The 25,132-nt window shown below is 42.4% G+C and carries 22 protein-coding genes and 2 pseudogenes; 8 read left to right on the plus strand and 16 right to left on the minus strand.

Features of this window, described 5'->3' with window-relative positions; genetic code table 11:
- On the minus strand, positions 1-499 hold a 499-nt coding region (locus tag IEW48_RS13585), incomplete at its 3' end, for a transposase (RefSeq protein ID WP_188624220.1).
- A gap of 152 nt (positions 500-651) precedes the next feature.
- A complete protein-coding gene (locus IEW48_RS13590) occupies positions 652-1,413 on the minus strand; it encodes a hypothetical protein (RefSeq protein WP_188624221.1) in 762 nt (253 codons plus the stop codon).
- A gap of 399 nt (positions 1,414-1,812) precedes the next feature.
- Between IEW48_RS13590 and IEW48_RS13595 the strand changes: the two genes are divergently transcribed.
- Complete coding sequence (locus IEW48_RS13595) at positions 1,813-2,481, plus strand: SOS response-associated peptidase (protein ID WP_188624222.1); 669 nt, start codon at positions 1,813-1,815, stop codon at positions 2,479-2,481.
- A 553-nt stretch (positions 2,482-3,034) separates the two neighbouring features.
- Here IEW48_RS13595 and IEW48_RS13600 read toward each other — a convergent pair.
- From IEW48_RS13600 to IEW48_RS13630, 7 genes are read right to left on the minus strand one after another with little or no spacing between them, the layout of a single operon-like run.
- A complete protein-coding gene (locus IEW48_RS13600) occupies positions 3,035-3,988 on the minus strand; it encodes an NAD-dependent epimerase/dehydratase family protein (protein ID WP_188624223.1) in 954 nt (317 codons plus the stop codon).
- 43 nt (positions 3,989-4,031) lie between these two features.
- Complete coding sequence (locus IEW48_RS13605) at positions 4,032-5,738, minus strand: aminotransferase class I/II-fold pyridoxal phosphate-dependent enzyme (RefSeq protein WP_188624224.1); 1,707 nt, start codon at positions 5,736-5,738, stop codon at positions 4,032-4,034.
- Between the two features lie 28 nt (positions 5,739-5,766).
- On the minus strand, positions 5,767-8,055 hold the full coding sequence (locus IEW48_RS13610; protein WP_188624225.1) for a type I polyketide synthase: 2,289 nt from the start codon (positions 8,053-8,055) through the stop codon (positions 5,767-5,769).
- Positions 7,953-8,852: an acyl carrier protein gene (locus tag IEW48_RS13615; protein ID WP_188624226.1), complete on the minus strand. Its 900-nt coding sequence runs from the start codon at positions 8,850-8,852 to the stop codon at positions 7,953-7,955. Before IEW48_RS13615 ends, IEW48_RS13610 begins: the two co-directional genes overlap by 103 nt.
- 27 nt (positions 8,853-8,879) lie before the next feature.
- Positions 8,880-10,625, minus strand: coding sequence for a fatty acyl-AMP ligase (locus IEW48_RS13620; protein ID WP_188624227.1), 1,746 nt, complete (start codon positions 10,623-10,625; stop codon positions 8,880-8,882).
- On the minus strand, positions 10,610-11,242 hold the full coding sequence (locus IEW48_RS13625; protein ID WP_229704059.1) for a 4'-phosphopantetheinyl transferase family protein: 633 nt from the start codon (positions 11,240-11,242) through the stop codon (positions 10,610-10,612). The genes IEW48_RS13620 and IEW48_RS13625 overlap by 16 nt, the downstream gene beginning before the upstream one ends.
- A gap of 55 nt (positions 11,243-11,297) precedes the next feature.
- On the minus strand, positions 11,298-12,023 hold the full coding sequence (locus tag IEW48_RS13630; RefSeq protein ID WP_188624229.1) for a thioesterase II family protein: 726 nt from the start codon (positions 12,021-12,023) through the stop codon (positions 11,298-11,300).
- A gap of 701 nt (positions 12,024-12,724) precedes the next feature.
- Here IEW48_RS13630 and IEW48_RS17665 point away from each other — a divergent pair.
- The 4 genes from IEW48_RS17665 (at position 12,725) to IEW48_RS13645 (ending at position 16,034) form a co-directional block, all read left to right on the plus strand.
- Positions 12,725-12,985: a transposase family protein gene (locus IEW48_RS17665; protein WP_371874883.1), complete on the plus strand. Its 261-nt coding sequence runs from the start codon at positions 12,725-12,727 to the stop codon at positions 12,983-12,985.
- Positions 12,970-13,158 (plus strand): hypothetical protein, encoded by a 189-nt coding sequence (locus IEW48_RS17670; protein ID WP_371874882.1) that lies wholly within the window; start codon positions 12,970-12,972, stop codon positions 13,156-13,158. The genes IEW48_RS17665 and IEW48_RS17670 overlap by 16 nt, the downstream gene beginning before the upstream one ends.
- Positions 13,116-13,844 (plus strand): ISL3 family transposase, encoded by a 729-nt coding sequence (locus IEW48_RS13640; protein WP_188624231.1) that lies wholly within the window; start codon positions 13,116-13,118, stop codon positions 13,842-13,844. Before IEW48_RS17670 ends, IEW48_RS13640 begins: the two co-directional genes overlap by 43 nt.
- A 525-nt stretch (positions 13,845-14,369) precedes the next feature.
- Complete coding sequence (locus IEW48_RS13645) at positions 14,370-16,034, plus strand: IS1634 family transposase (RefSeq protein WP_188624232.1); 1,665 nt, start codon at positions 14,370-14,372, stop codon at positions 16,032-16,034.
- Between the two features lie 227 nt (positions 16,035-16,261).
- Here the strand turns inward: IEW48_RS13645 and IEW48_RS13650 are convergent, their stop codons facing one another.
- The 6 genes and pseudogenes from IEW48_RS13650 to IEW48_RS13675 all read right to left on the minus strand — a co-directional run bounded on the left by IEW48_RS13650 (position 16,262) and on the right by IEW48_RS13675 (position 22,899).
- A complete protein-coding gene (locus IEW48_RS13650; RefSeq protein WP_188624233.1) occupies positions 16,262-17,731 on the minus strand; it encodes a glycoside hydrolase family 32 protein in 1,470 nt (489 codons plus the stop codon).
- A 207-nt stretch (positions 17,732-17,938) separates the two neighbouring features.
- Positions 17,939-19,357: a sucrose-specific PTS transporter subunit IIBC gene (locus tag IEW48_RS13655; RefSeq protein ID WP_188624234.1), complete on the minus strand. Its 1,419-nt coding sequence runs from the start codon at positions 19,355-19,357 to the stop codon at positions 17,939-17,941.
- Between the two features lie 147 nt (positions 19,358-19,504).
- A complete protein-coding gene (locus IEW48_RS13660; RefSeq protein WP_188624235.1) occupies positions 19,505-20,494 on the minus strand; it encodes a LacI family DNA-binding transcriptional regulator in 990 nt (329 codons plus the stop codon).
- A 109-nt stretch (positions 20,495-20,603) separates the two neighbouring features.
- The gene (locus IEW48_RS13665; RefSeq protein WP_188624236.1) at positions 20,604-21,365 is read right to left on the minus strand and encodes a 3-oxoacyl-ACP reductase; all 762 of its coding nucleotides are present in this window, start codon (positions 21,363-21,365) and stop codon (positions 20,604-20,606) included.
- Positions 21,366-21,501: 136 nt separating this feature from the next.
- Positions 21,502-22,419 (minus strand): annotated as a pseudogene (locus tag IEW48_RS13670) (IS3 family transposase).
- A 195-nt stretch (positions 22,420-22,614) separates the two neighbouring features.
- Positions 22,615-22,899 carry a hypothetical protein gene (locus IEW48_RS13675; RefSeq protein ID WP_188624237.1) on the minus strand — a complete coding sequence of 95 codons (285 nt, stop codon included), beginning with the start codon at positions 22,897-22,899 and terminating at the stop codon, positions 22,615-22,617.
- A 114-nt stretch (positions 22,900-23,013) separates the two neighbouring features.
- Between IEW48_RS13675 and IEW48_RS17775 the strand changes: the two genes are divergently transcribed.
- Together IEW48_RS17775 and IEW48_RS13685 are read left to right on the plus strand one after the other, a co-directional pair.
- Entirely contained in the window at positions 23,014-23,160 is a 147-nt protein-coding gene (locus IEW48_RS17775; RefSeq protein WP_188624238.1) for an SOS response-associated peptidase family protein, read from the plus strand.
- A 29-nt stretch (positions 23,161-23,189) separates the two neighbouring features.
- Positions 23,190-23,741, plus strand: coding sequence for an SOS response-associated peptidase (locus tag IEW48_RS13685; protein ID WP_443092716.1), 552 nt, complete (start codon positions 23,190-23,192; stop codon positions 23,739-23,741).
- A gap of 679 nt (positions 23,742-24,420) precedes the next feature.
- On the opposite strand, the pseudogene IEW48_RS13690 reads toward IEW48_RS13685, so the two are convergent.
- A pseudogene (locus tag IEW48_RS13690) lies at positions 24,421-24,729 on the minus strand (transposase); the annotation flags it as partial.
- A gap of 82 nt (positions 24,730-24,811) precedes the next feature.
- On the opposite strand from IEW48_RS13690, the gene IEW48_RS17170 reads away from it, so the two are divergent.
- Positions 24,812-25,006, plus strand: coding sequence for a transposase (locus IEW48_RS17170; protein ID WP_229704061.1), 195 nt, complete (start codon positions 24,812-24,814; stop codon positions 25,004-25,006).
- The last annotated feature ends 126 nt before the right edge of the window (positions 25,007-25,132 follow it).

Below are 25,132 nucleotides of genomic sequence, written 5' to 3' on the forward strand. Positions count from 1 at the left end.
CCGTATCCCGGCGAAGTTTCACGTACAAGCCGTCCAAATATAAGACAGAATAACGTTTGGATAGTGGACGATGGTGCCATTTCTCGATGTCTTCTTTCACGACATCGGTAATCCGGCTGATCGTCGCAGGAGAATAGGTGCTTCCTAGAATTCGTTCAATAAACTTGCCAATTTCCCGTGTACTCATGCCACTTTGATACATCCTGATGATGGCTTCCTCCAGCCAGCCCGTGTGGCGTTGATAAGGGGCAAACAACTGTGTTTGAAATTCCCCGTTTCGGTCTCTTGGAACCAAAAGACCCTCAATCCGGCCATATTGTGTATCTAGATTTCGCTGATAGTAGCCGTTTCTCATATTCGGCGTTCCAGCCTGTTCGATTTCGAGGAAATTTTTGATTTCTTCCCGCATAATCAGTTCTAATTTTTCTTTTACAAACTGACGAATGACACTTTCCAGTTGATTTGCCCAGTCGACATTCGGTATACTTCTTTTAGACATAGGTAGGGTACTCCTTTCTCTAAGATTTTTGATCCTATCAGAGAATACCCTACCTTTTTTCTTTTGTTCTAGCAAAATGCTTTACACAAACTTTTATACATCATCGATTAACAAAAACCAAAAGAATATCATAATCACGATCAATAGCTGACTCATATGATCACCTCATCGGGTAAGGGAAGATTCAATTTTGAAAGGGCTTGATTAAGATCTCCCACTTCCTCTATTCTGTACTCAACAGCCCAGTCAACATAGTTTACATTGATTCTGGATAACACAATGATAAGTCCTTCTCTCCCAGTGTTCTGCAGCAAAATTAGCACTCCCTTGTCATCGGGGGAACACACTAGGTCAAACCTTTTGCGCGTCGCTTGGAGACATACCTGGAGCACCTTTTTAATTAAAGCTGTTCTGGCAACATCCTTAATCAAGGGGCTGCTGTACAGATAGACCAAATAGGCTGTTTCATTTCTCCGTTTAGCTGTTGTTTCGATTATCTTAGCCTGCTCTAAAAATTCACTATAGGTCAGGGCTCCTGATGTATCATCATACCTTTTGAGCCGCTCAACTTGTTTTTTCAGATTTTGGTTAAGCTGGATAAGTTCTTTCATGGTAGCATAAGTCAGCCACAAGAGAAGCAGGACACCAAAAAACAACAAGTTGGCGGCTATAAACTGGAGCTGTTTCAAATCAACTATACCCTGAAAAAATGAAACGCTTGTCAATATGAATCCGTAGGCCAAAGACACAGTAAGGATGTAAAGGAAATTAATCCGGTTAGGCAAGAAAGCCATCACAAGAGCTGAAAAACCTAGTATGGACAGATTTACAATATTCAACGGTGGGGTTAGCCAATAATGACTGATCAGGAGTAAAGTGAGCAGGGTATTGGATGCAATCCATCCCTTTCTCATAGTATCATCCTCTTCCCACTAATATTATGAATATTAGAGAATATTTATTTCTGGATTAAAAGAGTAAGATTTGTATATAACTTATGAATTATACTCTTAATCCGTGATAAAAAGAGTCTATAATCTTTTTATCCCTTATTCCCGGATCATTGGGACTGATTGCCAATATAAATTATATCAACGGGATGATTCCTTAGCATTTGTTTCAGTAACAAATCTTTTAATTATACATTTTTAACCACCCTTATTGTGCTTGGCTTGGCAGATTGCCATGAGATCATTCCCGCCTTTTTCAGCTTGACAAGGTGTTCGTGATTAGTTGAAGGCTAAGACACACCTACTGTTTCACATAATTCCCGGATTGAGTGTATACTTTTAAACAAAGGAGAGATTCTTAATATGTGCGGCAGATTTACCCTTACTGCAGATGAAAATATAGTCTTAGATCGGTTTAATGCTACTAAAGCAAATGATTTTGAATATGTAAGGCGTTACAACATTGCTCCCAGCCAAACTGTGTTAGCCATTGTCAATGACGGGGAGAAAAACCGTCTCGGCCAGTTGCGTTGGGGCTTAGTTCCATTTTGGGCTAAAGACATAAAGATGGGTTATAAGATGATCAACGCCAGAGCAGAAACACTGGCAGAAAAGCCAGCCTTTAAACATGCTTTTCTCAGACAACGTTGCATCATTCCGGCAGATGGATTCTATGAGTGGAAAAAAACACCGAATGGAAAGCAACCAATGAGAATTAAACTGAAATCAGATGAGGTTTTCGGTTTTGCGGGGCTGTGGGATCGGTGGAAATCACCGGATGGGACAGTTGTTCACTCCTGTACCATCATTACTACAGAGCCAAACGAACTTATGGCAGAAATTCATAACCGGATGCCGGTGATTCTCCGAAAAGAAGATGAGGAAACTTGGTTGGATAGAAGTATTGAAGACACTTATTTGCTACAGGATCTTTTGAAGCCATTTCCAGCTGATGAGATGGAGGCCTATGAGGTTTCCACGCAGGTTAATTCACCAAAAAACGAGGGTCCTGACCTCATAACTAAAATATAGGCCTGAACCCTCTAAGTCTTTCTTCCCACTCATTAACCTTTGGCCAATAATATCAGCCACCATCAATATGATGGCCATAATAATAGATTACATTATTAAATCCTCCCAAGAAGCTCGCTAATACAGCTTTTTTAGCTATACAAAAGAAAAAGCGGGCCAGGAGAAGCGATCTCACAAGCCCGACCAAGGTCATCCTTGGCGAAATACACCTATAGGCCAAGGATACTATGAACGGGCAGCTCATGGCTAGCATCTTCAGCCTCACGGCTGAGAATATCTCTTCCATCCCTTGGTGAACATCCAGACTGTATCGGTCATGAATCAAGGGCGAGCTCGGGCGATAGCCTTTACCCTTGTTAATAATGGCCTATACAGTCTACCCTTCCCGATGGGATGGAGGAATCAAAAATATGTGACAGATTCACTGACGAATTAGTATGACATTTCACTGACGCTTTACATTTATCTTGACATCGCTTCGATCGTGGTCACTAAGTAACTTCTGTCCACTTCGTTCAGGATTTCTTTCTGCCTGAGTACTAAAAGTGTTCTGTTACAAAGTGCTCTGCGATTGTTTTCTGAACCAGTCTATGGTTTGCCGAATCGCCTCCGTATGGGGGGTAAACCGGAAATCTGGGAAAGCTTGAGTAAATTTTTTTCCATCCAATACAAGGGGTTGCTCGAATTCATAGAGCAATTCCACAAACTCTTTTATCTCCGCATTGAATATGGCGGCCAGATGAAGCAGCGTTCGGCCGGCAACGGATACTTTGGCCATTGTTCCCGCTTGATTGGCAATGTTGGTGACAAACTGTCTTCCCGTCAGCGGCCCTGCACCCGGCACATGCCATTCCTGACCATGGGTGGTCTGTTCCGAGCCCAACAGGATGGAAGCCCGTGCCGCATCGCGGATAAAGATGAGATCATGATCCACATCCGCATTTCCTGGCCAAAATGTCCGTTTCCCTTTGATAGCCGCTGTAAAGATCGGTCCCATCAGCCTGTTGTTGACACCAGGACCAAAAAAGTCAGGAAAGCGGGGGATGACAACCGATACATCCCCCCTGACATGGGCCTGAAGCAATTTCTCTTCAAGCGCGTTTCTGAGCCGACCTTTTTTTGTTTGTGCTGCCTTGGGATGGTCTTCTGGCGCAGGCACTTCCTGAAAGGGACCGTAGCCATACACATTCCCCGGGAAAACAAGGACATTTCCTTTTCCGCGGCAGGCTTTTAGGACTGTATCAAGCATGCAGGGCAAAACATTTTGCCAGTGTTGATAAGGCACGTTGGCACAATGATAAACTACCGCACCAGGTTGAATGACCGCAGATATACTTTTGGTATCGCAAATATCCATCTGGAGCAACTCAAGGTGTTTATTGGCTGAAGGTGTCCATTTCTTTTTATTCCTGACAACGGCCTTAACTTGCTTACCTTCAGAAATTAATTCTTGGACAATGGCCATTCCCAGCGCACCTGTCGCTCCCAAAACGATGTGCTGTTTCATATTAAACTCACCTGTAATGAATTTTCTGTGTCTAACATGTAGATTACGCAAAAACTTTGCCTTTGATATACTCGATTCCCTCAGCGATCATCTGTACTGTATGGCAGATATGTTCCTCGGTGTGGTTAGCTGTTACAAAGAAGCGAAGACAAGCTGACTGCTCGGGTACAGCCGGATAAAGGATAGGATAAACATAGATGCCTTTGTCAAACAAGTACGCTGACAGTTTTAACGCTTGCTCCGAATCCCCAATCACAATTGGGATGATTGGTGTGTCAAAACTTAGCCCGGTATTTAAACCTTTTTCGCGACAAAGTTCTAAGAATAGTTTCGAACGTTGATGTAAACGGCATACATAGGACGAATCCTCTTCCAGAATACGGAGCGATTCCAGTGCAGCGGCAGCATTGGCCGGGGTAATACCTGCACTGTACACAAAGCTGGCTGATAAATATTTTAAAAACTGAATTGTCTCTTTACTGCCGGCAATATAGCCTCCGCAACTGGCCAATGACTTGCTCAACGTGCCCATTAGAAAGTCTACATCTTCAGGATTAACGCCAGCATATTCACAAATACCTCGTCCGGTTTGACCGACAGTCCCAATGGAGTGTGCTTCGTCTACTAGTAACATTGCCTGATATTTTTGTTTCATTTCAACGAATTTCTTAAGGGGGGCAATATCACCATCCATACTATAGGCTCCTTCCAGGACAATCAACACCCGTCTGAAGTTTGACCGCAACGATTTTAACAGATGTTCTGCCTCTTGCCAGTCATTATGAGCAAACTGCCTTCGTTTTGCCCCTGATAAAAGACAACCTTGTATAATGCTATTGTGGACTAATTCATCATGCAAAATCAGATCCTGGCTATTCACCACACTAGCAATGGTAGACACATTAGTGGCATGTCCCGATGTATAGACGACAGAGTCTTCTGTACCTATAAACCGGGCAATGGCTCTTTCAAGCTCACGGTGAAGTGGGATTTCTCCTGACAACAAGCGACTGGCCGATACTGATGTGCCATAGATGCGAATGGCATCCATAGCGGCCTGTTTGACGCGAGGATGTCCGGCAAAACCTAGATAGTTATAGCTGGAATAGTTAATGTATGTTGTTCCTTCAATCTCAACAACCTCTCTGTTTTCACCTTCATGCAGGCGAAAATATGGATTTTCAACAGGGGCCTGGTTCATTCTCTGCAACAATTCAACATATTCAGGAAACTCTTCTATGCGACATTGAGGAATGACAGCTTTACACTGAATATTGACACGGGAATTCTCTCCCTTCTCATCTTGTTCATCACCAGAAATGTGTAACGTCAGATCTATGCCACATTCCCTGGCCACATAAGCAATAAGCTGTCCCACCTGGACATCTTCGGTGTTTTCAAATACGTCCCGGGGTGATGAAATGAAGGGAAAAGCCTGTCCAAGGGCACTTAGTAATTCCATTATCATCAAAGAATCCAATCCGAGATCACTAATCAAATAATGCTCATCTTTTACCTCGGCCACTGAATAAGGCGTAATGTCTGTCAGTATGGTTAACACTTTCTGTCTTATTGCTTCTCTGTTCGTATCATTCTTCTTAATCTGGGTTTCTCTTGCTTGTGCATATTGTCCATCTGGTGGAGGCAACAGGCATTCAAACTGGCGAGCCAACGCTTGGCTCTGCAGTTGCAGAGCTTCAGCTTGTTTCTCAACAATTTTTAGCACATCTAAAGTAGTTATGTTACTCATCGAATAACAACCTCCAAACGTACCATTATTAACTATTGTCACGGGTGTAATTTGATGGCAAATTGTTAAGACAAAGGTTGAGCACCTTGCCTTGATTATTGATGGTGTTGATGTGTTTTTCTATGATGGAAAGCCATTCATTGGAGACATTCCCTTTGTCATTAGATAGAGGGACGGGATGGGTAGCAACGTCCCAATAAGACTTATGAGAAAAGGCATAGGTCGGCACACCCACTTTTGTCCGTTGATACGATTGATCAAATCCTTCCCAATCAATCTTATAACCTGCTTCATAGAGCATGGCCAAACCAGTTGTGATGGACTTCCAGTCATCTTGATCCTTTTTGTTCAGACTGGTTATCCACCCGTGCGTTTGAGGGCCCAGACAGCTTTTTGCCATCTGAATAAGCTGGCCTGCTCCCATTTCAATAAAGATATACTTGCGGTCTTTAAACATATCCATGCAGTCTTTAAACAATACTTTTTCCCTAATTTGCAAGGTCCAGTACTTGGCCGATGTTCCTTCCGATAAACGTGTACCAGTCAAACTTGAAATGAACGGAATATTAGGTTTGGTATAGTTCACTTGGTCAGCATACTGCTTAAATTCATCCAATATCGAATCCATCAAGGGAGAGTGAAATGCGCGAGAAACTTCTATAAATTTTGCCTCTATACCTTCCTGCTCCAGTTTTGCGGCCAGAGCTTCCAGCCTGGACCGGACACCAGAGACGACAACGCTTGATGGCGTATTGACAGCTGCAATATCGATTTTATCATGGGAGACAAGATATGCTTTGATATCTGATTCACTGGCCCGGACAGCCAACATGGCACCTTCCGTATCCGTTTGCTGCATCAGTTTCCCCCGCAGGGCAACCAGAGAAAGGGCATCTTCCAACGATAACATGCCTGCAGCCACTGCTGCTGCATACTCACCGATGCTGTGTCCAACAACATAATCAGGTGTAATACCAAACGATTTCCACAGCTCTGTCAGTGCGTATTGAATCGCAAACAAAATGGGTTGCGTGTTTGCCGTTTGATGAATCTGCTTGCTCTCTTGCTCTTGTTCGGTATAGAGAATGTCCAAAATGGACAGGCCATGGTTGGATTTAAGATATGTGGCACATTTCAATATGGCCTCTCTAAACACCGGTTGACTTTTAAAAAGTGTATACCCCATCTGCAGATATTGTGATCCTTGGCCACTATAGAGGAATACAATAGGTGCTGGAGATTTTTCTATCAAAGCGGCAGCCTTACCCGCATCACCCTGTTTTTTTTGATTTTGCAACCAGCGCTGCAATTTCTTTTTACCTTCAGCCTTAGAACTTAGTGTAACAGCCAGGCGATGGGCAAAATGTTCCCTTTTGGCGTTGGTTGTATAGCATATGTCAGCTATATTTTCCTTTGTTTTTTCAAGATAGGTTACATATTTACGGACTTGTTCCTGAAGTGAGCGAGGGTCTTTTGCTGACAGGGCCAGTACATGCCGACTACGTGAAAAAAAGGAAGTATCCAGCCGCTTGGAATCATATTCGACTACGGTCACGTGTGCGTTTGTTCCCCCAAAGCCAAATGAACTGACGCCAGCCACCCGGTTTTCTGTCCATGACCAAGACATTTTTTCGGTTGGAACAAAGAGTGGAGTCTCGTCAATTTTGAAATTATGGTTTAAACGTTCGACATGAAGATGGGGCGGGATGACCTTGTGTTTTAGCATGAGCGCCACTTTAATCAAACCAGCAATACCGGCAGCCGCCTCCAAATGGCCTATATTGGTTTTAATTGAACCTAGAGCACAACGTTGCTCCGGTTTGCGTCCAGGCACCAAAACTGATTTTAATGTGTTAACCTCAATCGCATCACCCAGAGCAGTTCCAGTGCCATGAGCCTCTATGTAGCTAACTTCAGTAGCTCGAAGGCCTGCCCGTTGCAACGAAGTTTGAATCACTTCAGCCTGAGCCGGTCCACGCGGGGCGGTTAAACCATTGCTGTGGCCATCCTGGTTAACGGCTGACCCCTTAATTACAGCATAAATTCGGTCCCCGTCCGCTATTGCATCGTCCAATCGTTTTAGCAACACAACACCGCATCCTTCTCCCCGTACATAGCCGTCTGCCTTTTCGTCAAAGGTTTTACATCTGCCGTCTGGGGCCATCATTCCGGCCTGAGAAAAGGATATATACATTTCTGGCGATAACAGCACATTCACTCCGCCGGAAATAGCCAAATCAATTTCTCTCCATTGTAAGCTTTTACATGCTTGGTGTACGGCCACCAATGAAGAAGAACAAGCGGTATCAATTGCCATGCTCGGTCCTGTAAACTCGGTCCTGTAAAATTGAAGAAGTAGGACAGGCGGTTTGCGGCAATGGAGAGAGCATTTCCGGTACCGGTAAAAGCATCTATCTGTTCAGTAGTACGGTTCAAATAGGAATATTCATTGGTGCTAATGCCGATAAAAACCCCCGTGTTGGACCCTGCCAGATTAGAGGGCACGAATCCTCCATCTTCCAATGCCTCCCAAGTTACTTCCATCAATATCCGCTGCTGGGGATCCATTTTCTCTGCTTCCTTTGTGTTTATATTAAAAAAAGAAGCATCAAAGCCACGTATATCCTCAATAAATCCTCCCCACCTAGTGTATGTTTTACCTTTTTTTCCTTTTTTAGCATCATAGTATAAAGACACCGGCCAGCGGTCATTGGGCACTTCCCTAACCGCATCCATTCCGTTCAGCAAGTTTTCTAACAATTCCTCTGCTGAACTGGCTCCAGGAAAACGGCACGCCATCCCCACAATGGCCACTGGTTCATAAGCCATTGGCCTTGTGTTCGTATGTTCAGACAATGCATTCGGTTCTGACTCGCCGGCCAGATAACGGGCCACCAGCCGGATAGAAGGATGATCAAATACCAGCGTAGGCGGACAATAATGTCCCAGCCAATCCTCCAGTTCCCCAGCAATGGCCACTGCCTCTGCAGAATCGAGCCCAAATCGGGAAAAAGGATCTTCAGGATTGATTTGTTGCGGGGAGAGCTTACATTTTTCCGCTATTCTTTTAATCAGCCATTGTTCAATCTCTGTAGGGCTGACCCTGACAGACATAAATTATTCACCCCTATATTCGAGAATTTAGATATTAATCCACTGACCACCGTCAATTGCTTTGAGCATCCCGTTTAAAAACTGATCACGGCAGATGTGATGCTGAATTTTGCCACTGGAGGTTTTTGGAATGCTACCCGGTTTGAGCAGTACAACAGCATACACCTCTAAACCATGCTCATCGGCAATGGCCTGGCGGATTCCTGTAATCAACTCTATGGGGATGATTTTTTTGCGAAACATGCGGTCCACTTCTTGCACAATCACCAAACGCTCTTCTCCCTCCATTTCAACGGCAAATGCGGCCCCAGCACCAACCCGGAAAGCTTCGTGGCTGTGTTGTACCGTATATTCAATATCATGGGCATAGTAATTTCGTCCTCTAATAATTAGAACATGTTTCATGCGTCCGGTGACATAGAGATGACCGTCTTGCATAAAGCCCAGATCACCTGTGCGCAGATAGGGACCCCTTCCTTGTGCTGATTCATAAGCTTCAAATGTTTGGGAAGACAGCGACTGGTTATTCCAGTACCCTTGGGCTACACTAGGGCTTTTGATCCAAATCTCACCAATTTCATCTTCCTTACAAGGAGCCAGCGTCTCAGGATTAACAATCAAAATCTCCTGATCGCTAGAACTGAGACCTGAACTAACAATAATACAGGCATCCGGATGATCTGGGGCTACATTTTCAACTTTATGTTGATTTAACATTTTTTTGGAAACTGTGCATGCCACGGGGCCTTGTTGCCGATCAATGCCAGATACCATCAGGGTCGATTCAGCCAGTCCATAACAGGGATAAAAGGCCTGTTTCTGGAAACCGCAAGAAGCAAACGCCTCTGAAAACCGTTCTATTGTATGCCATTTGACTGGTTCAGCTCCATTAAAGGCCAGGGTCCAGCTACTTAAATCTAACTGCTTCTTTTGTTCCTGTGTGATTTTATCCAAACACATCTCATAGGCAAAATTAGGTCCCCCACTACAAGTGGCTTGCTTTTCAGATATTATTTTCAGCCACAGATAAGGCCGTTTTAAAAAATCAACCGGTGCCATCAAATGAACGGGAAAGCCGACGCAGATAGGTGTGAGAACCCCTCCAATCAGTCCCATATCATGATAGGGTGGCAACCAGATAACTCCTCTATCCTTTTCACTTAAACCGAAAAATTGAGTAATTCGTTGTATGTTGTTCAATAAATTGGCATGGCTTAATAACACTCCTCTTGGTGTAGTTGTTGAACCGGAGGTATATTGAATAAAAGCCACATCTTCAGCCTTATGTTTTCTGCCCAGCCAACTGTAAGCAAATGTATCATCTGCCTCATCACTGGCAATCCATTTCAAACGGGTCAGTTCGTGATAACGAGACACCATTTTTTCAATCAGAGAGCAAATGTTTCGATTAGTAAGTACAAGTGATGGCTCCGCATCATTCACAATAGTATTCAATCTGTTCAACGAACTGTTGGCACGGGGCGGATAGATTGGTACTGCCGAGGCACCGGCATATAAACACCCGAAAAATGCAAAAATATATTCTGGACCGGGCGGGTATACTAGTAGCACCCGCTTCCCTGAAGCATCCAGCATCTGTAGAAGTCCAGCAATGACACGCGCTTTGTGATCCAATTCAGCGTACGAGACATGAACTTCCTGTTTTGCATCTATAAAAAAAGTAAAAGCTGTCTGTGAGGGTGTTGCTTCCGAACGGTATCTTAATATATCAGATATAGACGTCCAAGCATGAAGTGTCATCCTGTTTTGCATTTTGTTTCCCTCCCATTCTCATAACAAAATGATGCACTATGCTCAGGTCCCTTTTTTAATGGAACTGTGACCCACTGTTTACCTTTCCATGTATTGGTGACTGAAGAGGATTGTGAGATGTTTATATCAACCTGAATGTCTTTAATCCGTCTATATTGAAATCCCAATCCGATCGCTTTGATAAAAGCCTCTTTTTGTGTCCACATGCTAAAAAATTGAATGCGTTGTATGTGACTGTCCAAATGTTTGTACAATAGATATTGCGATGGATTAAAAACAAATTTTGCTAAGCATTCATGATTAACGTCCCGCACTGTCTCACAATCAATGCCAACTTGTCGGCCCTGGTAGGATATGGCGATGTAAGAAAAATGATGGGAGTGACTAAGGTTAAAGTGTATGTGCCTGTAATCTGTGAGAACGGGTTTCCCAAAAGGGGTTCGGGAAATGGATATTTGCTTCGGTTCAATAGTGACATAAGCAGAAAGCACAATTCGTAATAATCCATGTGCTGCAACATAACGTTTCATCTGTTTTTTGTCAATCAGCTTCATACTTTGCCTGCGCTCAAGCTCAGAAAGACAGTCATACAGCTTGGCCAAATCCTTTCCTGTCACATCCAGTTGGGCTCTCCATATATCGATGCCAAGCTGGTCATAGGTGCTAATTTTGCTAAGGGATGGGTGTTTGAGAACAGTCATATTCTTCTATCATCCTCTTAAGATTTTGAATGAAGTAGGTTTTTTGCTCCTGCCAATAAAAATGGCCACCGTGATACAAAAACAACTCAAATGTACGATTGGTGTAAGTTCTCCATGCTTTCAAATCGGCGATACTTACAAGCGGATCGCTTCTTCCTCCGTAAACAACTATAGGGATATTGATGGGCGGTGCATTTTGATACCGGTAAAATTGGAATAACATTAAATCCTGCCTTGTTTTATCGACCAAAGAAGGGTGAGAGGTATATCTGTTGTGCACATTATCTTCAGAAACCTGCAATTGCTTTAATACTTGAATCAGTTCAGCCGTGGGCATGTTGATAAAATCTAGTTCCGGAGGGAGCAATCCTAAATGAGGAGCTCGGCAATTTGAGATAAACAAACACTGGGGAAGCGGTCGACTTTTCATCATTAGATGTCTGGTAAGTTCATAACTGATCATCCCTCCCATACTGTGGCCAAAGAAATAATACGATTCATTAGGCTCACTGGGAATGAGCGTTTCAGCGGCAGATAAAATTAGCTGAAGGTGCTCCTCCCATTTTACGCTAGGCGTCGGACGAGGATAGTTAAAAGTGACAATTTTGCAATCTGAATCTAAATATTTCTGCCATTGTCGATATACTAATGTACTGCCACCAGCGTATGTGAAACAAATCACAGTTTTGGGGCACATGGAATATTCTCCCTTTACAGGTTAAAATCATTATCATTAACAATTTAAATTTATATTTATTTTAATTATTTACAAAAAAATCAAAGAGAACCTCACCGAACACTAGGGCAACAAGTTGGCCTACGATCTGCAAGAAATTCTAGAATATTGTGCATTTTCACCCGGTGAAGGAGCAACTTTGGGACGTCAACCGGATCTATTCCCGTGAGGAGACGTAAACCATCCTGGAGCCAGTGCTGCTGGAGACAGAGTTGGCAAGCGATATGGCACTCGTGCAGATGGGATTGACGCTACGACGCTGGATGGAAGAGATCCCTGCTTATCCAAGAGAGCTGCTATTACTAAATGGGAATATTCACCGTAAAACGCCCGTAAAGCAGGTGGAGCAAATTTATCAAGTTTAATATTTTCGCCATTATTAGTATTCATATATTACTTTATTCAATAAATTGAAATTTTTTATCAAAATCTTATTGCTAAATGTAACTCTTGAGTCAACGCGGATAATGACTTTTTATTATTAATTTTATTCATAATAGGAATAAAATGCAAGTTAATATTTTGTAAAATGTTGTTCGTCTTTGATATTGTCATATTGTCATCAGTGAAAATGTCACTATGGGAAAGGAAAGAGTGACATTGAGCAAATAGGATTGTCAGAGTTTACGGTTTTAAAACAAGAAATTACGGAAAATAAAGTTATGATTCAGGTGGAGACATTGGATCCCCCTGAGCGTTGTCCTTACTGTGGTTTTCAAGAGTTGAAAAAGCATGATCAACGCTTGAGAAGAGTACGTGACCTGCCCATTCATAACCGACCGGTTTATTTGATCATCCAACTCAAGCGTTGGCACTGTACCAACTGCCAGGAAATCTTTGATGAGCACCTCCCATCTGTACCAAAAAGCAACATCAAACTCATCGTTTCAGAAAATATGTTTTCGACATGTGTCACGGAGTGACCATCAGTTATGTGAGTCGGCAGGTCCATCTGCCCTATAAGACCGTTGAACGCATTTATTACGACCTCGCTGAACAGGAAATAAATAAAGTTGAATCCTCTCCGGATGTATTGGTATTGATGAAATTGCTGTGCGCAAAGGACATGTTTATGAAACCGTTGTTACAGACTTAGTGTTAGGCCAAGTTCATGAGATGAGAGCCAACCGTGACTATGAATCAGCATTGGATGTCATGAGCACATTTTGTGAGCAAGACATTCACCTCATTGTCATGGATATGTGGCGCCCGTATTATAAAGCGGCCCAAACGTTATTTCCTCATGCTACAATTGTGATCGATAAATATCATGTGGTTCAAAAAGTCAATCAGGCTTTTGATGTGATCCGCAAATCTGTATCTAAAGAGTTGAAAGGGGTAAAGAACGGGCGCTTTGCCTTGCTTAAACGTCATTTCCGTTTAACCGACAAACAAAATAAGAAGCTAGATGAATATCACAGTCAATCAGAGGAGCTAGCCTATGCTTATTACCTGAAAGAGTGGTTTTATGATCTCTATGAGCAACATGACTCTAACCAGGCAGAAACATTCCTAGATACCTGGATTCAAGCAGCCCTTCAAAGTCCATTCAAGCCTTTTCATGATTTCAGCAAGACACTGGTGACTTGGAAAACTCATATTTTAGCCTATTTTCGGTTACCCTATACCAATGCAAGGACAGAAGGTACAAACCATAAGATTAAGAACCTTAAAAGAAGGGCTTATGGCTACCGGAATAGAGAACGATTTAGGTTAAGAGTTAAGCTTGAATGTGGCTGTTTTCAACAAGCTCATTCCCTTCTTCACTTCACCTCAGCATAGATGATGTCGCTTCAAGCCTCAAGCCAAAAGTGCTTGACCCTTTCGCGCCATCATCTCTTGATTGACTAGGTGAAGAAGGAGATTTTACAGCCTATTCAAGGCCCGGAAATGTGCGAGCTCCACAAAAAATGACGAAGAGCCCCTTTGTTTAATATTGGATAAGTGTCCCAGGATCACTGATCTACTAATAGATTAAATGATAATTATAATAATATTCTGATATTAAACAACCTCCGTTGCCATACCTATGTTTACCAGCCCTTGCCGTAATGCAGCTATCCCCTGGCCAACAGCATTGAAATAGATTTTACCATTGATATAGATAAAGTGAAGGTGACTTTTGGAGCATAACATCTTCCCCGAGTTCGACAGTTTGAAACCTTTTTTGGACAAACAAAATTTACAAAATGCTTTTAAATCAAGGCAGATTCGGATGAGTACCCAGAAAAATCGCGAGATTTTCATAGGCACACGTTTGTTAAATTTTTACTTTACAATTAGCTATTTATAATATACAATATAGGCATGTACATACGTCGAGTCACTCGTAAAAACAAAGATGGATCTGTCACCGCTTATCTTCAACTTGCTCATAACGAATGGGATCCGAAGGCCAAATATTCAAAAGCGAAGGTGATCTATTCTTTCGGTCGGGAAGATGAATTGGACCGTGCGGTCCTGGAGCGTCTGGCCAAAAGCATTTCGCGATTCCTTTCCCCTGAGCAAGCATTTGAAGCCAGGGATGCGATTGGAGAAACAGCCGAATTTTTGTTTCAGTCTTACAAACGCCTGGGCGGCGTTTGGATGCTGGATCAGCTCTGGCGCAAATTAGGGATGGATCGGATTCTTCAGCAACTGTTTGCTTCTCGCCATCACCAGCTGGATATCGAACGGCTGATCTTTGCCATGGTGGCCAATCGCGCCCTGGCCCCATCCAGCAAATTAGCCATGGAAGATTGGGTTCGGGAAGAAGTCTACATTCCCGGGCTGTCCCAAGTGGCGAGCCATCAGCTCTATCGAGCGATGGACGAACTGTTGGCTGTTCAGTCTGAGTTGGAGTATCAAGTCTATGGGGCTGTTTCCGACCTGTTGAATCTGGAGGTCGATCTGCTGTACTTTGATACCACTTCCTCTTACTTTGAAGTGGATCCGTCCGAAGCCCCGGAAGAAGATACGTTTCGGAAACAAGGGTTTTCAAAAGATAAACGGCCGGATCTGTTGCAGGTGGTGATTGGCCTTGCCGTGACGCGGACAGGGATCCCCATCCGCTGTTGGGTTTGGCCAGGGAACACGATGGACATGACCGTTGTTGAGCAGGTGAAAAAGAACTTGATCGGATGGAAATTGGGCCGTGTCATTAGCGTCATGGACCGTGGCTTCTCGTCTGAGGAAAACTTGCGTACGTTGCAACGCGCAGGTGGGCACTACATCGTTGGGGAAAAGATGCGTTCCGGTAAAGCAGCCTCCAAAGAGGCGATGAGCACAAGAGGCAGGTACCATCAGGTTCGAGAGAACCTGCATGTCAAAGAGATCATCGTCGGTGACGGTGAAGCACGCAAGCGCTATGTGTTGGTATACAATCCCAAAGAAGCTGAACGCCAACGGGAGGAACGCAAAAAGTTACTGGAAAAATTGCAGGCCGAACTGGATGGACTGAAACAGTTGTCGCATGAGGTTCATAGCAAAGCGGCCTGCCGCCTACGGTCCCATCCTTCCTATGGCAAGTATCTGCGCCAACTGAAAGATGGCACGCTTCGCCTCAACAAGCAAGCGATTCGGGACGCAGAAAAGTATGATGGAAAATACTTGATTCGAACTTCCGATGATACCTTGTCCCCAGAAGATGTGGCCCTGGGTTACAAACAACTGATAGAAGTCGAGGACGCTTTTCGAACATTGAAATCGACGTTGGAATTGCGCCCGATGTACCACCGATTGGAAGATCGCATTCGCGCCCATATTCTGCTCAGTTGGTTGGCTCTTTTACTGGTTCGAATCGTAGAAGTCCATACGGGGGAATCCTGGCGAAAGGTTCGGGACGAATTGCAACGATTAGCTTTAGGTCATTTTTCCTCGAAAAATGGTGACCTGTATCAGTGTACCGAGATCACCGCCAAACAGCGCCAAATCTTCGCAGCTGTAAGCGTTGAACCTCCCCCAAGGTTCCTCGAGATCCAGCCAAGTTCATAGATACACGTACCAACCATACTGAATCGCTCATGAACCCAGGAGTAGTATGGGTTTATGAGCGTTTTGTTTGCCTAGTAACTGTCGAACTTGGGTCTTCACAAGAACACCTAAAAGGTAAAAAAATAAAGGCCATCATCAGAGGCCTTTGGCATCCCATGGTGAGGTCATGTCCGTTTTTCAGTCTGCCCGAGGGGGTATACACGGAAAACACTCGCTTGCTTATTCCCTTATTGGAAGATCTTCCTTAATGCCCACTTTTTCAATCGGAAAGTGACCTTTCCCTTTGAAGAGAAAACAATGGATTCATCGACGACATTTCCAAATATCCTTGAAGAAAAAACTTCTTCTCCATCGTTTAGAAAGATTTCGGCAGAAGATGAATCTAAAAATATGTGTAATTTGTGAAGAGATGGCAATTCACAATGCCTGGATTCGATTTTGTCTTCCTTAAGACTTTTTCGTTCAAGCGTAGCGCGTTTATTAACAGGGTCGTAAATGAAACGGGCATTTCCCTTAAATGAAATTTCAAGGCTTTCTGTATCAAAGTGCATTGAATCAAGGATTATCTCAACGGATTTTCCATTTACCTGCTCCAGTTTAATTGATCTTCCAGCGATTTGTACATGGGGATAGGTTACCTCTTTTTCGCGAAGCTTTTGTAATTCATCGACAGGTTTTTGATAAAGTCTACCATCTTTTAATTTAAGTTGCCGCGGTATGGTCATACAATGGATCCACCGATGATGAATGGTTGGATGATAAGGTTCATTTTCCTCCGGAACCCCCATCCAGCCAATTAAGAGTCTTCTTCCTTTTTCATCTAACGTTGTTTGCGGAGCATAAAAGTCAAAGCCACGATCCAATTCTATGAACTCACCATGCTCAAAATGTATATTTTTATAGTCCATTTTTCCAACAAAATAACCTGCTTGATAAAGATTATTATACAAATATCCCTTTGGCTGTAATCCTTGGGGAGAAACAATCAAAACATCTTGCCCATCCAGTTCAAACAAGTCCGGACATTCCCACATATAGCCGAATTCCCCAAGACCATTCATATTTCCACCGGCAAGAGCACCTAAATATTTCCACGTATATAGATCATTGGATGAGTAAAGCACGACCCTGCCTTCTTTCTTCTCACTTTGGGCTCCAATGACGACATACCATGTCTCACCTTTTTTCCATACCTTTGGATCACGAAAATGAGCCGTATATCCTTGAGGAAGACGAATAATGGGCCCCTTTTTTTTGAAATGAATCCCATCCTGGGATACCGCTAAGCATTGATAGGACTCACGACGCCCCTCCCTATTTTTTACATTACCTGTATAAAAAAGGAACATCTTTCCTTCATGTTCAATCGCACTTCCTGAATAACAGCCATTTTTTTCATACCATTCACTAGGCGCTAAGGCAGGCGGCTGATGCTCCCAGTGAACGAGATCGGCAGATGTATAATGTCCCCAAAATTTTGATCCATGTTTTGTATCAAACGGGTTCCATTGATAAAAAAGGTGGTAAAGGCCCTGAAAGTGAATAAATCCGTTCGGGTCGTTTAATAAACCCACCGGCGGCATGATATGATAATGCAGCCGAAAGGGATCTTTGCCCACAATATGTTTATATTTGTTGATTTGATCGTACACTTGAATGAATAGCTCTTTTTCACGTTCCGAATTGACGATGATCATGATTGACACTCCTTACTATGATTATTTTTGGTCAATTGTTCTTTCACTTGAGCCAAATTCGGTAACGCAGAATTCGCTCCTTTTACGGAAACGGCTAAACGTGACCACAAATCGTTGCCCTTTTTGGGTCCACTCATAACCCCTTTGTAAAAAGAATAAGGCAAGTACAAGACTCGCCTTATTCCCGCTTTGATTATCCCCCTTTGATTATGCCGCTTTGCTATCGTTTTCAATTTGCTGTTTCAATTTATCCGTATAGCCAAATATCCATGTTAAAGTAAAGGCAACGCCAATCGCAATGAGATTGACGAAAAGATATAACAAGATTTGACCATTTAAGTACAATAAGGTACCAGGAATCACGGTAATCGCCATCCCTGTTGCTTTGAGTCCGAAAATCGATGCGGCAAATCCTCCCGTTGCCCCTCCGATTAACCCCATAATAAATGGTTTGACATATCGTAAATTCACCCCGAAAATAGCAGGTTCTGTAATGCCTAAGAAGGCAGATAAAGAGGATGGCAGAGCTAATGCTTTTAGTTTCTTAGATTTTGTTTTTAATCCGACTGCCAAGGCAGCGCCACCTTGCGCCGCAATGGAACATGTAATAATTGCGTTGAACGGATTGCTTCCAAATTTCTCTAACAACTGAATCTCCAGTAAGTTAAAGATATGATGAACACCTGTGACAACGATAATTTGATGCACCAACCCGATGAACAAGCCGCTTAAGCCAAACGGTAATTCTAAAACCGCTACCGTTCCAGCTAAAATCAATTCCTCTACAGAATGGAAAACAGGACCAATGACAAATAAAGCTAATACAATCATGACCAATAATGTTAGGAATGGCGTTAAAATTAAATCTAACGTTTCCGGGACACGTTTGCGAATTTTTTGTTCAAGCTTAGCCCCTATCATTCCAGCAATAAAGGCAGGGAGAACAGATCCTTGATAACCTAATACGGGGATAAACCCTAGGAACATAATCGGCTCTGCATCTCCTCCTGCAACTGCCCACGCGTTTGGCAACGCCGGACTAACAAGCATTAATCCTAGTACCAAACCGATGACCGATGTACCACCAAACACTCTAAATGTTGACCAGGCAATAAGCGCAGGCAGGAATATGAAAGCAGTATCTGTTAACACTTGAGTAAAGAGAATGAAGTTTTCTGAAATATGATCAGGCGTTAATCCAAAAGATGCTAAGATTTTTTCTTGCATCACCAGACCACGTAAGCCCATAAATAAACCTGTGGCTACTAAAACTGGAATAATCGGAACAAAGACATCACCAAAAGAACGAACCGCCCGTTGAAATGCATTTCCACTTTTAGCAGCTTCTTTTGCTTGTTCAGCCTTTGTTGTAACATTAACTCCTAACTTTCGAACTTCGTCGTAAATCCGATTCACTGTCCCTGTGCCAAGGATGATTTGAAATTGCCCGGAATTGAAAAAGGCCCCTTTCACTTTTTCAATATTTTCTACTCTTTGTAGATCAATTTTTTCTTTGTCTTTAACCATAATACGTAATCTTGTCGCGCAGTGAGCAGCTGATACAATGTTATCGTTTCCTCCGACCGCTTCAATGATTTCCTGAGCAATCTGCCGGTTTTCGGACATCTTATACACTCCTTTCTCAACATCCTTTCGCTCTTCTGTAACCGATTCCATATTATTAAAACATAAATAAAAACATTATTTAAATAACCAGAAATGTAATCGATTCCACATCACCTAAAAAATAATATGGAATCGATTACATACGTATTATACACTATCTCGAATTAATAGTCTATAATCTAATATGATTTTTTTTATCGATTTATCCTTTTTGATAATATGATTTAAAATGAGCTTTGCCGCTTCGCGGCCAGCATTTTCGTTTTGATAGTCGACGGTTGTCAAAGTTGGTGTTACATAATTTGATAATTCGGATGCACCGATTCCCGCAACGGCTATCTCTTTCGGAATGGAAAAACCCTTTTCTTTTATATATTGCATCGCACCGATTGCCAACCGATCAGTAACAGCGAAAATAGCAGTTGGACGGCTTTTCGCATTTTTTAGTATCCTCTTCATCGCTTCGTATCCGGATTGAATATCAAATAAGCCTTTTTGTACCCACTCCTCTTCTACAGGAAAGCCATGCTCTGCCATCACATCCAAGTATCCTTTTTTTCGCCAATACCCTACTGCCCTGTCAGATTCGTCAACGCCAATAAACGCAATTTTTTTATGCCCTTTTTCAATAAACATCGTTGTGATCTCTCTTGCAGCATGATAATCATCATATAATACATTTGAAACACCGGGTATCTCTTGTCCAATAACAACGAACGGAATGTTGAGTTGGTTGATTTCACGCACAAGCTCCCTGTTGATATTGGTAGCATTTAAAATAATCCCGTCAACTTGTCGAACTTTTAGAAGGTTTATATATTCGATCTCTTTTTCTTTCTCTAAATTCGTGTTGGTAAGTAAAATTTGATAACCTTCTTTGGCTAGTACTTCATCAATTCCGCTAACCAATCTACTCGATGTTTCCGTACTAATTTTCGGTAAAATAACGCCAATGACCTTTGTCCGTTTCGTTCGTAAAGACTTGGCATGTTCACTCGGAACATATCCAGTTTCTTCTATTATTTTTAATATTCGTTTCCTTACTTCCTCACTTACATATCCTGAATTATTTAAAACTCGTGAAACCGTTGTCCGAGATACATTGGCCATTTCAGCAATATCTTTTATCGTAGGCACCCGATACCCCCTCCTCCTACCAATGAGACTATCTATTCTATTTTTTTATTAAGGTTAGCCTCCTCCCACAGCTAATTGTTGTGGGCTTTCCCGCCCAGACTTTTGTGAATTAATTCATCACAAGTCCACCATCTACTATCAGGTTTTGACCAGTAACTGCCCTGGCCCAAGGAGAGGCAAAGAACAATACCACATCTGCTAAATCTTCAGGAGTCGTTACTTTTCGTAAAGGAGTTGTGGATTCAATCAGATCAAAAACTTCCTGACTTGTGGCTGAACTGGCATCAGTTGTTCTTAATAGTCCACCAGATACCATATTCACGGTTATGCCATAAGAACCGAGATCTTTGGCCATATTACGCGTGAAACCAAGCAATGCTGCTTTACTGGTGGTATAATCATGATATGGTACAACCGGATTTTGGACCAAGTTAGTTCCGATGTTGATAATCCTTCCAAATCCAATCTTTTTCATATCGGCTAATCCGGCCTGTATAGTATTTAATGCTGCTTTAACGCTCCCATCTAATTGTTGCATATAATCATTCCAGCTAATTGTATCAGGTGTCTTACGATTTTGGGGATCAAATACATAGTTGACCAGTGCATTGTTTACGATGGTCGTAACAGGATGATTGAAATATTTTTTTGCTTGGTCAAACATAGCTGTTACTTGGTTTGAATCTCTGATGTCAGCCTTGATGGCAAGGGTTTGATCACCTAACTCTTCTGCTAATTTATTGGCTAACTTTTCGCTACGATAATAGTTGATTACGACACGGGCACCCTCCCTGGAAAATGCACGTGCAATAGCCGCGCCTAGACCACGACTTGCACCGGTAATAAGCACCACTTGTTCATTGATATTCATTTGACAGACTCCTTTCACATATTGTTAAGTTAGGTTAAGTTTAGATAGATGACTGAAACTGCTAAAATGTGGCCAAAGCATTGGATAAACCCATCTTGGATTTGAGTCAATATCCTGGACACAAAAAAGTTAAGTTTTAAGCGGAATGTTTCACAAGATCTTCCACTTCCTGAGGTGTTCTGTAACCCAGGCGGCTATGGATTCTATTACGGTTATACCACCCTTCTATGAATTGAAATAGGGCTAAGCTTGCCGAATGCAAGTCGAGATACTGTACATGGTTGACTTCCTCTTTCTTTAGGATGGCATGAAATGTTTCGATACAAGCATTGTCATAAGGACATCCCTTTCGGCTGAATGACTGTATGATGCCTTGAGATTTGACATATTGCTCAAATACTTCACTCGTATATTGTGTCCCCAAATCTACGTGCAGAATAAGCCCGCGTTTAGGCTGCATCACAGAAGCCAAGTAACACCATCCATCTTTAAGGGTATGAATGTAGGTGATATCAGCGACCCACTTCTCATGGATGGTGTTGGTGGTGAAATCCTGTTTGAGCAGATTGTCCCGTTGGATCACCTTTTCCTTGCTTGGATAGGGTTTGTATTTCTTTTTCACAATGGAACGAATACCTGACTTCTTCATTAAACGCTGCACTCCCTTTAGGCTGACTTGAAATCCTTCCTGCTTCAACAGAAGATGGATTTTGGGAGCGCCATAGCGCTGTTTGCTCTCCTGATGAATGCTGCTTTATGATTGTCAATGAATTCTGCTAACTCAGTATCCTTTACTTTTTGGCGAATTTGGCCATAGCCTTTTTTAAGATCTCATTCTCTTGTTGGAGACGGAGCATTTCCTTCTTCATCTCAACCATCTCTTTCTGAGTGATGGACTCATCTCCAGAACCCGCTGGAGTAAACTGTTTAATCCATCTGTAAACCGTCACTTCAGATACGCCATATTCGCCGGACAGATCTTTAACAGAAGTTCCTGAATGATAGAGATCCACAATCATTTTTTAAAGTCGTCATTGAATTTCTTTCGGTTCATATTGGACACATCCTCTCCCAATTTTTATTGTAAGGGGCTTAACTAAAATGTGTCCATGAAACTATACTAACACCAAAGCGCGATTGAAGCAATTACATATGAAAGGCTGACCCAGTTGCACTCTGCTTTATCCTCTATTAGCCAAATTCGGTTTGTGCTACTTTATCTTTCCCTTATGATATTTGTTGTAGTGCTTCAACATGTTCCGGGAGCATCTTTCTGCTGGAAATCCACATGAGGTTGAAACCAGGCGTAATTTTTGTTTCCTTTCGCAGTGTTGATGTCTCCTTTCTCAGCAGCCAATATGTTACATAGTTCAAAGGTACGTTGCTGTCCACGAAGGGTGCAAAAAGCAATGATCTTGTCGTCAGTTATTTTCTTTATGAATATTGTTCGGTATGTGATGTGGCCTTTTTTATCCATATAGATAATGTCCACCGGATGATTCATCATCTTCTGTTTCTGTAGGAATTTTTTCATCAGACCATCCACCTTACAGGAACGTTTGTTCTTATTATATACGAACATATGTTTTTATTTCAACCTAAATGAGAGAGATAGTGTATACTTTGTTAAAGAAGGGAGAGTACTGATATGTGCGGCAGATTTACCCTTACTGCAGATGAAAATACAGTCTTAGATCGGTTTAATGCTACTAAAGCAAATGATTTTGAATATGTAAGGCGTTACAACATTGCTCCCAGCCAAACTGTTTTAGCCATTGTCAATGACGGNTTGTAAGACGTTACAACATTGCTCCCAGCCAAACTGTGTTAGCCATTGTCAATGACGGAGAGAAAAACCGTCTCGGCCAGTTGTGTTGGGGCTTAGTTCCATTTTGGGCCAAAGACATAAAGATAGGTTATAAGATGATCAACGCCAGAGCAGAAACGTTAGCAGAAAAGCCGGCCTTTAAACATGCTTTGCGAAGGCAACGTTGCATCATCCCGGCAGATGGATTCTATGAGTGGAAAAAAACACCGAATGGAAAGCAACCGATGAGGATTAAAATGAAATCAGATGAGGTTTTCGGTTTCGCGGGACTGTGGGATCGGTGGAAATCACCGGATGGGACAGTTATTCACTCCTGCACCATCATTACTACAGAACCAAACGAGCTTATGGCAGGTATTCATAACCGGATGCCGGTGATTCTCCGAAAAGAAGATGAGGAAACTTGGTTGGATAGAAGTATTGAAGACACTTATTTGCTACAGGATCTTTTGAAGCCATTTCCAGCTGATGAAATGGAGGCCTATGAGGTTTCCACACAGGTCAATTCACCAAAAAACGAGGGTCCTGACCTCATAACTAAAATATAGGCCTGAACCCTCTAAGTCTTTCTTCCCATTCATTAACCTTGGTCAATAATATCAGCCATATCAATAAGAAGTTTAAATAATTGATTCCATAATTAATTTCCCCCTTAGACACTCAAGGTGTATTAACTTACATCATAAATTATGAAGGTGGCTAACCCCCTCTCAAATCTTTAACCCTGTAGCATTCGCTTTTGTTTTATATCATCTGATAACATATCCAGACTGTTGCACAAAAAAGACCGGGAGAAAATCCCCCGGTTACCTATATCCAAATGCCACATTACTTCATCACGCTTGCGGGAAGTCCTGATTAAGCAAATAAAAGAGCGATTGAGATGGGTGTTGAAGTATGAAATAACAGAAGGGGCAGTAATTTCCAACCCCTTCCGTGGAGAAAGGCAGACCAAATGTTTGTTAGCCCTTTAAACCTCAACCGTTTCTCGCACTTGTTGATGGAGAGGAGGAGGAACCAGCCATCCTTTTTCCGGCTCTTCGCTATTTGCTGTGGGATTAGCTCTTCGCTATTTGCTGTGGGATTAGCAATAAGTAGAGTAGATTATCCTTGTCAGCTTTTCATAGTATCTCTATTCTCGGGAGAGCCCTCAAGCCCAAACCGCTTGACCGCTCTCCCGAGAATAGAGGTGGGTGTTATTAAGCTGACAAAGAATAAGTCCAGCCCTTAGGGCTTAGCGACCACATCTAACTTATTAGCCGTTGCATAAACCATACTGATGAAGTTTTTGGTTGTTCTATAACCCCTTGCTTTACGTTTTGATGCTTGAACGAGACTGTTAATGCCTTCAAGAAGGCCATTTGTGATTTTCGTTTGGAACCATCGAAGGATACCCTCTTGATGTCTCTTAAGGGAACGAGCGACCTCTTTTATTGGTTCAAGCTGTGAACGAATAGCCCAGCTGTACCATTCGTTGAAATATATATCGGCTAAGATTGCCGGATACGTCCAAAAGTCTTGAAGGGCAAGTTTAATNCCTATAAGCCCCCTAATGAATTTGGACAACTAAGGTGTGATCTATTAAACTATTAACTATAAAATTAGGGGGCTGATGAATATGAAACGCCAAAGACATTCTGTTGAATTTAAAATACAAGTTGTCCAGGAGGCCTTAGAGGCCGGAAATAAGACTGCTGTGGCCCGTCGGTATGATATCCATCCTAATCTGGTGCATCGTTGGACAAAAGAATATCAAGACGGTAAATTTGGCGATGTAGATATTACGGCAACCCCAACACTCGATGCAAAATAATTGTCACAGGAGAATGAGCAACTGAAGAAACTATTAGGTGAAAAAGACCTGGAGATTGCCATTCTCCGTGATCTATTAAAAAAGAAAAACCCTCACTTGCTGAAAAAATTGAAGTAGCTGACAAAT

This window comes from Caldalkalibacillus thermarum, from assembly GCF_014644735.1.
Lineage (GTDB): Bacteria > Bacillota > Bacilli > Caldalkalibacillales > Caldalkalibacillaceae > Caldalkalibacillus > Caldalkalibacillus thermarum.

Coding starts and splice junctions, on each gene's coding strand:
- IEW48_RS13665 (WP_188624236.1), bottom strand. CDS start 21,365: ATGAATATCAATGAACAAGTGGTGCTTATTACCGGTGCAAGTCGTGGT.
- IEW48_RS13590 (WP_188624221.1), bottom strand. CDS start 1,413: ATGAGAAAGGGATGGATTGCATCCAATACCCTGCTCACTTTACTCCTG.
- IEW48_RS13600 (WP_188624223.1), bottom strand. CDS start 3,988: ATGAAACAGCACATCGTTTTGGGAGCGACAGGTGCGCTGGGAATGGCC.
- IEW48_RS13620 (WP_188624227.1), bottom strand. CDS start 10,625: ATGCAAAACAGGATGACACTTCATGCTTGGACGTCTATATCTGATATA.
- IEW48_RS13605 (WP_188624224.1), bottom strand. CDS start 5,738: ATGAGTAACATAACTACTTTAGATGTGCTAAAAATTGTTGAGAAACAA.
- IEW48_RS17665 (WP_371874883.1), top strand. CDS start 12,725: ATGATTCAGGTGGAGACATTGGATCCCCCTGAGCGTTGTCCTTACTGT.
- IEW48_RS13675 (WP_188624237.1), bottom strand. CDS start 22,899: ATGAAAAAATTCCTACAGAAACAGAAGATGATGAATCATCCGGTGGAC.
- IEW48_RS13615 (WP_188624226.1), bottom strand. CDS start 8,852: ATGTCTGTCAGGGTCAGCCCTACAGAGATTGAACAATGGCTGATTAAA.
- IEW48_RS13655 (WP_188624234.1), bottom strand. CDS start 19,357: ATGTCCGAAAACCGGCAGATTGCTCAGGAAATCATTGAAGCGGTCGGA.
- IEW48_RS13650 (WP_188624233.1), bottom strand. CDS start 17,731: ATGATCATCGTCAATTCGGAACGTGAAAAAGAGCTATTCATTCAAGTG.
- IEW48_RS13645 (WP_188624232.1), top strand. CDS start 14,370: ATGTACATACGTCGAGTCACTCGTAAAAACAAAGATGGATCTGTCACC.
- IEW48_RS13630 (WP_188624229.1), bottom strand. CDS start 12,023: ATGTGCCCCAAAACTGTGATTTGTTTCACATACGCTGGTGGCAGTACA.
- IEW48_RS13610 (WP_188624225.1), bottom strand. CDS start 8,055: ATGGCAATTGATACCGCTTGTTCTTCTTCATTGGTGGCCGTACACCAA.
- IEW48_RS17670 (WP_371874882.1), top strand. CDS start 12,970: ATGTGTCACGGAGTGACCATCAGTTATGTGAGTCGGCAGGTCCATCTG.
- IEW48_RS13595 (WP_188624222.1), top strand. CDS start 1,813: ATGTGCGGCAGATTTACCCTTACTGCAGATGAAAATATAGTCTTAGAT.
- IEW48_RS17170 (WP_229704061.1), top strand. CDS start 24,812: ATGAAACGCCAAAGACATTCTGTTGAATTTAAAATACAAGTTGTCCAG.